Origin of the sequence: Pseudoalteromonas sp. Isolate3, assembly GCF_022398505.1 — a bacterium.
GTDB classification, from domain to species: Bacteria; Pseudomonadota; Gammaproteobacteria; order Enterobacterales; family Alteromonadaceae; genus Pseudoalteromonas; species Pseudoalteromonas apostichopi.
In genome coordinates, this window is sequence record NZ_JAKEVN010000133.1 from 1 (window position 1) to 10,211 (window position 10,211).

The 10,211-nt window shown below is 41.1% G+C and carries 10 protein-coding genes; 6 read left to right on the forward strand and 4 right to left on the reverse strand.

What is annotated here, in order from left to right; genetic code table 11:
* The first annotated feature begins 83 nt into the window (after positions 1–83).
* A complete protein-coding gene (locus tag L1D46_RS18075) occupies positions 84–779 on the forward strand; it encodes a transporter substrate-binding domain-containing protein (RefSeq protein ID WP_130052978.1) in 696 nt (231 codons plus the stop codon).
* Here the strand turns inward: L1D46_RS18075 and L1D46_RS18080 are convergent.
* The 3 genes from L1D46_RS18080 to udk form a co-directional block, all read right to left on the reverse strand.
* Positions 776–1,504 (reverse strand): transporter substrate-binding domain-containing protein, encoded by a 729-nt coding sequence (locus tag L1D46_RS18080; protein ID WP_130052977.1) that lies wholly within the window; start codon positions 1,502–1,504, stop codon positions 776–778. The two genes, L1D46_RS18075 and L1D46_RS18080, sit on opposite strands and share 4 nt — an antisense overlap.
* A gap of 157 nt (positions 1,505–1,661) precedes the next feature.
* Positions 1,662–2,885, reverse strand: coding sequence for a NupC/NupG family nucleoside CNT transporter (locus L1D46_RS18085; protein WP_130052976.1), 1,224 nt, complete (start codon positions 2,883–2,885; stop codon positions 1,662–1,664).
* Positions 2,886–2,903: 18 nt separating this feature from the next.
* Complete coding sequence (udk, locus tag L1D46_RS18090; protein WP_130052975.1) at positions 2,904–3,533, reverse strand: uridine kinase; 630 nt, start codon at positions 3,531–3,533, stop codon at positions 2,904–2,906.
* Between the two features lie 191 nt (positions 3,534–3,724).
* Between udk and L1D46_RS18095 the strand changes: the two genes are divergently transcribed.
* From L1D46_RS18095 to L1D46_RS18110, 4 genes are all read left to right on the forward strand, one after another.
* Positions 3,725–4,954 (forward strand): phosphopentomutase, encoded by a 1,230-nt coding sequence (locus L1D46_RS18095; protein WP_130052974.1) that lies wholly within the window; start codon positions 3,725–3,727, stop codon positions 4,952–4,954.
* Positions 4,954–5,655, forward strand: coding sequence for a purine-nucleoside phosphorylase (gene deoD / locus L1D46_RS18100; RefSeq protein WP_130052973.1), 702 nt, complete (start codon positions 4,954–4,956; stop codon positions 5,653–5,655). The genes L1D46_RS18095 and deoD overlap by 1 nt, the downstream gene beginning before the upstream one ends.
* Positions 5,656–5,866: 211 nt before the next feature.
* Entirely contained in the window at positions 5,867–6,607 is a 741-nt protein-coding gene (locus tag L1D46_RS18105; RefSeq protein ID WP_130052972.1) for a ferredoxin--NADP reductase, read from the forward strand.
* A 70-nt stretch (positions 6,608–6,677) separates the two neighbouring features.
* Entirely contained in the window at positions 6,678–7,451 is a 774-nt protein-coding gene (locus L1D46_RS18110; RefSeq protein WP_130052971.1) for a nuclear transport factor 2 family protein, read from the forward strand.
* Positions 7,452–7,650: 199 nt separating this feature from the next.
* Here the strand turns inward: L1D46_RS18110 and L1D46_RS18115 are convergent, their stop codons facing one another.
* Positions 7,651–8,541, reverse strand: coding sequence for a tetratricopeptide repeat protein (locus tag L1D46_RS18115; RefSeq protein WP_130052970.1), 891 nt, complete (start codon positions 8,539–8,541; stop codon positions 7,651–7,653).
* A 271-nt stretch (positions 8,542–8,812) separates the two neighbouring features.
* Here L1D46_RS18115 and L1D46_RS18120 point away from each other — a divergent pair, with 271 nt between their 5' ends.
* Positions 8,813–10,186: an ATP-binding protein gene (locus L1D46_RS18120; RefSeq protein ID WP_130052969.1), complete on the forward strand. Its 1,374-nt coding sequence runs from the start codon at positions 8,813–8,815 to the stop codon at positions 10,184–10,186.
* The last annotated feature ends 25 nt before the right edge of the window (positions 10,187–10,211 follow it).

The window sequence follows — 10,211 nt, forward strand, 5'->3', positions numbered from 1 at the left end:
ATTTAATGCAGCTATTTAATTAGGGTGTATTAATTATCTTAAAATTATTGTTGTTAGCATGCCTAAGTTTTGCACCCGTAGTAATGGCAAAGGATAGTGTCACCATCTACACCGAGCAATTCCCGCCATATAATTTTTCAAACAAAGGGCACCTAGAAGGCATTAATCTTAAATTTGTCAAAGCAATGTGTGTTGATGCAGACATTGAATGTCACTTCGAGCTTTTACCTTGGTCTAGGGCATATCACTTTGCACAGAAAAAACCACAATCAGGCCTAGTCTCTACGGCACGAGTTCCTGATCGAGAAGAGTTATTCAAGTGGGTTGGTCCACTGGCTTCATCACGTAACTTTTTTTATCGCTTACAATCAAATGATCGCATTAATCCTATCGACTTATCTCAAGTAAAAGATCATAGTTTATGTGTTGTCAGAGACAGCATTTACGAAAAATTCGTAGAAAGCATTGGCTATGAAGGTGATAAAAACCTTCTAAAAGTGAGTCACTATTACGAATGTATTAACCTATTTTTTAAAAATAAGATTGAGCTGATCATAGGCTCAGAGCTATCGTTCAAATATCAATTAATGCAGTATGGTCACCAAGGCAGAGAAGTGGTTAAGTTAGTTGAATTGCCTCTGAATGGCGCCGTGGGTAACTTTCTAGCGCTAAATAAAGCATTACCTGATGAGTTAGTTGCTCGATTTCAAGCAAGTTATAACAAGCTGAGTAAACAAGGATTATTAGAGACTTATATTGAGCAATATAAGGCGAATTAAGGTTGCTGTAGTAACATCACGGTATTGTATTTTGGCGTCACCATCACTTCATTAAATGCTTTTTTTAACGCATCCACATAGCGTTTTTCGGTATTAATATTTGCCGCGAGGTAGCCTTTCATGGTTAAAAAGTCGATACCATGCGTAAAGCTAAAGCGGCGCTCATCTAATGCCAGCTGCTCAGCCATAGCTGCAATATAATTTTTATCATCGATAATTAAATCAACCTTGCCCGACATTAACAGTTGATATGATTTATTGATATCCGAAGTATAGACTACAGTGTAACCACGGTCTGTTAGGCGCTGTGCCGCTAAATCATTACGTTGTACGGCTATTTTGTAATCTTTTGCTTGCTCGTTTGAGGTGATGTTTATATCTGTGCGAGAGCTTAATTTAACAAAGCCCATTTGATAGGTAGCCACTTCACCAATCCAATGAAAGTGTTTTTCGCGCTCAGGGGTCTTCGCCATACTATAAATAAAGATATTAGGTCTCTTAAGTGCCATATTGTAGGCACGGGCCCAAGGATAAAGCTCTATATTTGGGTTTATGTTTGCTTTGGCAAAAATAGCTTTAACTAATTCGGTGCTTTCACCGGAAACTTGGTTATTGATTAAAGTTTGGTTTGGTGGCGACAGCTCAGTCACAACGGTCAGGGTCGGTTCGCAAAGTGCTGGCCAACTAAAGAAAAGGATTAGTATATAAACTCGTAAAAATTTCATTTATGTACTTAAATAGACTTAGTAATTAAATCTTAGCACATAAAACGATAAAAGGGCCTTGCGGCCCTTGGTGAAGTATCGTTCAAGTCAGATAGACCTTTAACCCCTTAAAGTCCTATCCTATTGTTTTGCAACTACGGCTCATCTCATTAAGTTTCTAAGCTAGCGAGAGGAAAAAACCTGCAATTGCTGCACTCATGAGGTTAGCCATAGATCCTGCTAACACTGCTCTGAGCCCTAAGCGTGCGATATCCTTTCGCCGACTAGGCGCCATACCGCCTAATCCACCTAGTAAAATTGCTATCGATGATAAGTTAGCAAACCCACATAACGCGAATGTGACAATCGCTTGTGTGTGCGCACTTAACGTATCGCGATAATTAATAAAGTCGAGGTAAGCAACAAATTCGTTTACTACAACCTTCTGACCTATAAAACTGCCTGCGATTACTGCTTCGTTCCAAGGTACACCTAATAACCATGCAACTGGCGCGAATACGTAACCTAAAATTTCTTGTAGCGTTAATGTTGGATGATCAAACCAACCACCAATACCGCCTAATAACCCATTTAGAAGTGCAATAAGTGCTACGAAAGCAAGTAACATAGCACCTACATTCAGTGCTAGATGCATACCGTTTGCGGCACCTGATGCAGCAGCATCAATTACGTTAACCGGTTTTTCTTCTTGTACGTCTAAATCAGCTAAATCTTCTTTTGGTGTTTCGGTCTCTGGCACAATCATTTTTGCCATTAAGAAACCACCTGGTGCCGCCATAAAGCTGGCTGCGATTAAGTATTTAAGCTCTACACCAATTGTTACGTAACCCGCCATAACAGAACCTGCTACGGTAGCAAGGCCACCTACCATTACCGCAAACAGCTCTGACTTAGTCATGCTGGCAATAAATGGCTTAACAATCAATGGTGCTTCTGTTTGGCCAACGAAAATATTGGCGGTTGCAGAAAGCGATTCAGGGCGAGAGGTTTTCAATAGCTTTTGTAAGCCACCACCGAGAATCTTGATTATCCAATCCATTACCCCGATGTGATACAACACAGCAACTAATGCTGAGAAGAACACGATAACGGGCAATACTTGTATCGCAAAAATAAACCCTAAAGTATCTTGCGATGCCAGTGAGCCAAATAAGAAGCTTATACCGTCATTGGCATATCCAATAACCGATGAAACTCCTCGTGACATACTTGCTAGTACGTTTTTGCCCACTTCGAAGAACAAGACAAAGCCACCAATTAACACTTGTAGTAAAAAGGCGATGCCTACTGTTCTTAAATTAATCGCTTTACGGTTAGTTGAAGCCGCAAAAGCAATGCCTAGTAGCACAACAATGCCTACTAAGCTCATAAATGTTGTCATACTGACTATTTCCCGTTGTTATTGTTGCAGTAAATATTTTATTTTACTTTTAATTATATCAATGGCAACGCGATTCATACCGCCGCGAGTGACTACGAGATCAGCTTTGTGTTTTGATGGCTCAATAAACTGATAAAACATAGGTCGCACTGTCGCTTGATATTGATCAACAACGGACTGTAATGTTCTGCCACGCTGCTCCATATCTCGTTGCATACGGCGCATAAGGCAGATATCTAACGGTGTATCAATAAACACCTTAATATCAAATTCTTTTCGAAGTGCCGGATCACTCAGTAGCAAAATACCTTCAACGATAAGTACTTTTGCAGATGCAACTCGGCGCGTTTCATCGCTACGGGTATGCATTGCATAGTCATAAGTTGGTACGTCTACCGATTTTCCAGCGCGCAATTGAAGTAAGTGCTCATGCAAAAGCTCATGCTCGAAAGCATCAGGATGGTCGTAATTGGTTTGCGTTCGATGGTCAAACGGCAAATGCGACTGGTCTTTGTAATAAGCATCTTCTTCGATCACTGCGATCGCGCCCGGTTCAAGCTCATTGACTAATTCGTTATAAATTGTCTTGCTAAAAAGAGACTTGCCCGACGCAGATGCGCCAGCAATAGCTATAATTGTTCGTGTCACTAAAGTTCTCGCCCACACAGAAGGAAACATTGTTAGGTAGATCACAATAGCAAAAAAGACACGATTAATCTCTTTTGCTTCGCTTAGGGATGCAAATTTATAATGTTTCTGTTTTATGAAACAGGACTTATGTCCTGTACCAAAAATTCGAAGAGCATATAAAGTATTCACATATTGATAACGAGGTACCCATGGCAAGAGCACTCATCTTAATGGCAGATAGCCTAGGAATAGGCGCAGCACCTGACGCAGAGAAGTTTGGTGATGTAGGCGCAAATACTTTTGCTCATTTACTTAAAGCCTATGCAGAAGAAACTGGTGAGCATTTATCGCTACCCAATCTTACCCGTCTAGGTTTAGCTGATGCATGCGAAGCCGCAGGTAAAGAACCTTGTTTAGTAAGTGACCGACAAGCACCTACTGGCGCGTGGGGTTACGCTAAAGAGTTATCAAGTGGTAAAGACACACCTTCTGGACATTGGGAAATGGCCGGTGTACCTGTGTTGTTTGATTGGGGTTATTTTCCAAATACACAGCCGTGTTTTCCACAAGAATTTGTTGATGAGCTTATTGCTCGCGCAGGTATTCCTGGCATCTTAGGTAACTGCTATGCCTCAGGAACGACCATTTTAGAACAACTAGGTGAAGAGCACATGCAAACTGGCATGCCAATTTGCTACACCTCAGTTGATAGCGTGTTTCAAATAGCCGCGCACGAAGAATCATTTGGACTGGAGAAACTTTATCAGGTTTGCGAAATCGCACGGGCGCTGCTTGATGAAATGAACATAGGAAGAGTGATTGCGCGGCCATTTTTGGGTTCGAGCAGCGATGATTTTGCCCGTACAGGTAATCGTCGTGACTACTCGGTGCTTCCACCGTCGCCAACTTTGCTAGATAAATTATCGCAAGACGGTGGTGAAGTGATCAGTATCGGTAAAATTTCTGATATTTATGCGCACCAAGGCATCACCCAAAAACACAAAGCGCCAGGGCTGATGAACTTACTTGAGAAAACCTCAGAAGTTATCGCAAGTGCACCTGATCATAGTTTGATTTTTACAAATTTAGTTGATTTTGATGAAAAGTACGGTCATCGCCGTAATGCAGTTGGCTACGCTAAAGCATTAAAAGAGTTTGATGATTATCTGCCGACCATTTTAAATCAGCTAAATAGCGATGATGTGTTAATCATTACCGCCGATCACGGATGTGATCCAACAGCAGCAGGCACTGACCATACACGTGAATACGTGCCAGTACTTGCCTACCAACCGGGAATGACAAACACCCCGCTTGGAGAACGAGCTAGTTTTGCAGACATAGGTCAAACCCTTGCCCAGTGGTTTAATCTTCCTGCACTTGAATACGGTGATAGCTTTAACGACAAGCTATTAGCGAACAAAAAAGGAAACCAATAATGAGTACTCCTCATATCAGCGCCGATGTAGGCGAATTTGCAGAAACGGTATTAATGCCGGGTGATCCGCTTCGCGCTCAATACATTGCTGAAAACTTTTTAGATGACGCAAAACAAGTAACAGGCGTTCGTAATATGTATGGTTTTACCGGTACCTACAAAGGTAAACCAGTAAGTATTATGGGCTCTGGGATGGGTATTCCATCAATGTCAATTTATGCCCGTGAATTGATCGTTAGTTACGGCGTTAAAAATCTAATTCGTATTGGTACCTGTGGTGGTATTGGTAGCGATATCAAAATCCGTGACGTTATCTTTGCACAAGGTGCAAGTACTGATTCAAACGTAAACCGTGCGCGCGTTCGTGGTTACGACTTTGCCGCAATTGCTGATTTTGGTTTATTACTAAATGGTGTAAACGCAGCAAAAGAATTAGGTATTGAAGCGAAGGTAGGTAATGTATTTACAACAGATACATTCTATCAAGCAGATAACACTTTTTATCAAGAATTAGACAAGCTAGGCGTACTTGCTGTAGATATGGAAACAGCTGGCATGTACGGCGTAGCCGCTGAATACGGCGCAAAAGCGATGGCACTATTTACTGTAAGTGACCACGTAATCACTGGTGAAGCAACACCAAGTGAAGAGCGTCAAAGCACTTTTAACGAAATGGTTAAAATTGCTTTAGAATCAATTTAAATAAGTTCCTTGGTAACGTATTCACTGAAATTTGGAAACACGCCCAAAGTGAAGTGAGACTAACCTCAAAGCCGCATTTATGCGGCTTTTTTTATAGCTGCCTGTTTACCTCGCGTAAAATCCTGCTCGCAACTTGCAACCGCCCCTTAAAACTTGAAAATTCAACTAATTGTTGCCACTTTTAATAGAGGAACAACAATTGAGGATGTGTATGTCTAATTGGGTTGAAGCTAAGGTTAAAGACGTTAAATGGTGGACTGAGTCATTATTTAGCTTAATCGTTAATGCCGATGTTGAGCCATTTACGGCAGGGCAGTTTACTAAGTTAGCTATGCAAGTGGGTGATAAACGTGTTGCACGCGCATATTCTTATGTGAATGCGCCTAATAATCCCGATCTTGAGTTTTATCTTATTAACGTCAAAGACGGCCAACTTTCTCAGCAGCTAGCACAATTAAAACCAGGTGACTCAGTTACAATTGAACGCCGCGCCACAGGTTTTTTTACCCTCGATGAAGTACCTGGCAGCGAACAACTTTATATGCTGAGTACTGGTACAGCGCTTGGACCTTTTATTTCAATATTAGAACAGGGTGAAGTGTGGCAAAAATTTGAGCATGTTCACCTAGTGCATGGTGTTCGTTTTAACGAGGACTTAAGCTATCAAGAGCGTATTAAAGCGCTTCAGCAACAGTACCCGAACCTTTACTATTCACCCGTAGTCAGCCGAGAGTCAGCCGAAGTAGGTTTTAATGGCCGGATCACAGATGTAATTAAAGACCATCGTTTGTTTGATGTAATAGGGCATCCTACTGTACCTGATACCGCACAGTTTATGATTTGCGGTAATCCAAAAATGGTAAAAGACACCACAGCTATTTTATTAGAGCTGGGTTTTAGCCGCAACAGACGCCGCGAACCTGGGCAGATAACAGTAGAGCAATATTGGTAAAAAACTATGCCAAGCAGTCATAATTTGCTACCTTAGCGCCTCAATCAGGCATGATGCATTTAGGAAAACTATGAAACCGTTATTTTTTGCAATCAGTTTATTATTCTCTTGGCAGTCAATTGCAAGTGACGAAACAGTAGAGCAAGTCCAACCTCAAACTAGCAATGAACAAAAAGCCGAAAAGAAGGACGTACCTAGCTTAGAGTTTATTGAAGAAAAGCCTGCAACAGAACAAAAATCAGCGCCTGAAACTGAAACAGCGAAAGCAACAGCCGAAAAAACTCAAAGCAGCGATGAGCAAAAAGCCACTGCAGAAGCTTTAAAAGCGGTTGCAGAAGTTGATGACAGCAAAGTGCTAGGCACACAAACTCCCGCACCTGCAGAGCAACCAAAAACAGTTGCTGAAAAACAGCAAGCAGTTGCAGAAGCTGAAAAAGCCGTTAACCAAGCTAAAGAAGCCCTTACAGCTAAGCAGCAAGAAAAAGCGCGTCAGTCACGTGAATCGATGGCGGTGATTGAACAGCTGATTGCGGCTTATAATGCACGAAACATTGATGCATTCATTAAGATGTATGACGAAAACGTAGAGTTTTATACATTCCCGAATGAGTTAATGTTTAAAGGTAAAGAAAAGCTTATTGCTCGATATGGCATCATGTTTAAAAAGCTAAAGTGCATTAAGTCATCACCAATTAAACGCATTGTGCTTGGCAACATCGTGATTGATCATGAACTCTCTGAAACATGTTCACAAGACCCCAAAGTCGTCGACAAGCGTTCTGAGTTTGTCACCAGCTACAAAATAGAGAACGGCAAAATAACCAAAGTGTTATTCTTCCGTTAGAAAAAGAGCAGCCCAGCTGCTCTTTTTTTATGGGTGAAAGTTAGTTGAATTCAAGTTACAAGGGGAAAGGCGAAAGTTACGAGGTACTAGGTAGCAGCGATTTTACATCGCGTCCCAGCGCCTAGGAAGAACCTAGAACCTAAACCCTAAACCCTAGCGCCTATGACGCGGGATAAACCCGCTGCTACATGGGTTTCGGCTAAGCCATTTCGTTTAACAACGAATTAAAGCTGTCGTTGTCGTGCAGGCTGGCAAAAGCGCTTTCGTGTAATAGCTCGTTACGAAGGTTTGGAGAATACTCAAGTGCCATGCGAATGTCTGCCATTGCATCAGCATGTTTATGCAGTAATGCATACGCACAAGCACGTTGCCAGTAGGCATAGCCGTAGTCACTATCAATTTCTAGCGCTTGATTACAAAGTTCAATGGCTTCACCTGTTTCGTTAATTTCTAATAGCGCATCCGCTTTATAGGCAATTGCTTCAACGTCTTCAGGTTTACGCTTTAATATTTCGTCAAAAATCTCGATCTTATTCGCAACATCGCTTTCTAAGTTGGCACGCATCCATAAAGAATGAACTTCGTTAGTGATCGAGATCTTTTGTTGGTTTAATAAGATCTCTTCAGATCGCTCACGTAACTTTTCTTCAAGTACTTTCAAGCGATCTTCGTATTCTTGTGTAATCGCACTAACACGTGTGTTTACAATGTCTTCTACTTTGTTTTTTACGTCACGGAGGGAATTCCAACCAACCAACACCAAAATTGAAGCTGTAATAGTAATAATGAAAAACACATTATTAATGGTGTCTGTTGTATAAGTAATCGCACGATCTGCGGTATCAAGTTGTGTATGAGCCACTTGCTTAGTTACGTCTTCGCGTAATTTTTGCTGGTCTTGGCGCACTGCTTTTAATTCATCAAGAATATAACGCTCTAACAATGGCTTATACATTGGTTCTTGAAGCTTATCGAGAGCTTGTTGCTGCTCAACATCGGTTAACGCAGGGCGGTTTTCAGGTTCATTTTGAGCAACTGCAAAAGTGCTAAAGCTCATTAAAAATGTGATTAAAATTAAGGTATAACGCATGAGATATTAATTTTTGATGATTTCTAAGGTAACTGTAACATGCGTTAGCACTGTGGACTAGGCAAAAAAAAACCAGCTCGGGGGAGAGCTGGCCAAACTGCTTAAACAACATAAAGTCGTAAAGGGTATTAACAGGAGTTGGGTACAATATACTCTTATTTATCTGAACAACTACTTAATACTAAATGAGTTTTTAAAAACTTATATTCATTCTGTCAGATTTATAATGTTCGTCTAGACTTAAAGTGTCGTAAAACTAAAAGGTGAGAGTATGCGCCAACAACTAGTCCAACTGCTGTATGGAGTATCAATTTCTTCCGATCTTGACAGTGGCAATGTTGAATTAGCTGAACGCTTAATTCTGAATGCGGTACTAGATGGCCTTGAAATTGGCAGAGCAGGGATATGGTTGTTAAATGCCGAAAATACCGCGATTGAGTGCCGATTACTACTTGATAGAGAAAACGGCAAAGAAATTCAAATGTTAGTATTGCCTCGTGATGCATATCCAGCTTATTTCAAAGCACTCGATACCCAGCGTACTATCACCGCAGAGGATGCTCATACTGACCCTGCCACCTTTGAGTTTAGTGAAAGCTACTTAAAACCACTTAATATTGGCGCTATGTTAGATGCACCAATTCGCTATAAAGGTAAAATGATCGGGATATTTTGCTGTGAGCATATAGGTGGACCAAGGCAATGGACAGAAGATGAATGCTCCTTTATTGGTGCATTAGCTGACTTATATGGCAGAGCACTCTCAGCACAAGAGAATGAACGCATGAATGCTGAGCTTGAACGTGCTAATCTGCATTTAGAGCAACGTGTTGCAGAGCGTACTCGTACCCTTGAAAAAACCTTATCTGAGCTTACTGCAATGCAAGAAAAACTAATTGAAGCCGAAAAAATGGCGTCACTTGGTAATCTCGTGGCGGGCATTGCTCATGAGGTAAATACGCCTATTGGCATCGCTGTAACAGCAAATAGCTCGGCTAAGGATAAGCTAAATAGCCTTAATCAACTTATAGAGGCAAATACGCTAACAAAAGTGGCCTTACTTGAGGGTATGAATCATTTAAACGAGTGCATCAAAATTTCCTTTGCGAATCTTGAGCGAGCTGCAAAGCTCATTAGTGATTTTAAGCAAACGGCGGTTGATCAATCATCACTCAATTTACTCGAAACGAATATTAAAGACTATTTTGAAAACATTTTACACAGTCTAATGCCACTAACCCGCAGTAATAATGTTGAAGTGAACATTGACTGCGTTGATGATTTTTCGCTCATTACCGTTCCGGGAGCCCTTAGCCAAATATTCTTAAATCTTGTGAATAACAGCTGTGTTCATGGGTTTATAGGGCGTGAGCAAAATCGAATCGATATTACTGTAGGCATTGATGATGACACCCACAGCTACACAGTCACCTACAAAGACAATGGTCATGGCATGAGTGAAGATGTAATGCATAAAGTGTTCGAACCATTTTTTACTACTAAACGTGGTAGTGGCGGTAGTGGTTTGGGTATGTCGATAGTTTATAACCTTGCAACCCAAGCACTGCAAGGTGAGGTGAGCATTGATAGCATGCCAGATCATGGTGTTACGCTAACCTTTAAATTGCCGCAAAAACTCGCATAACTAATTAATATTTATACAAATTGAA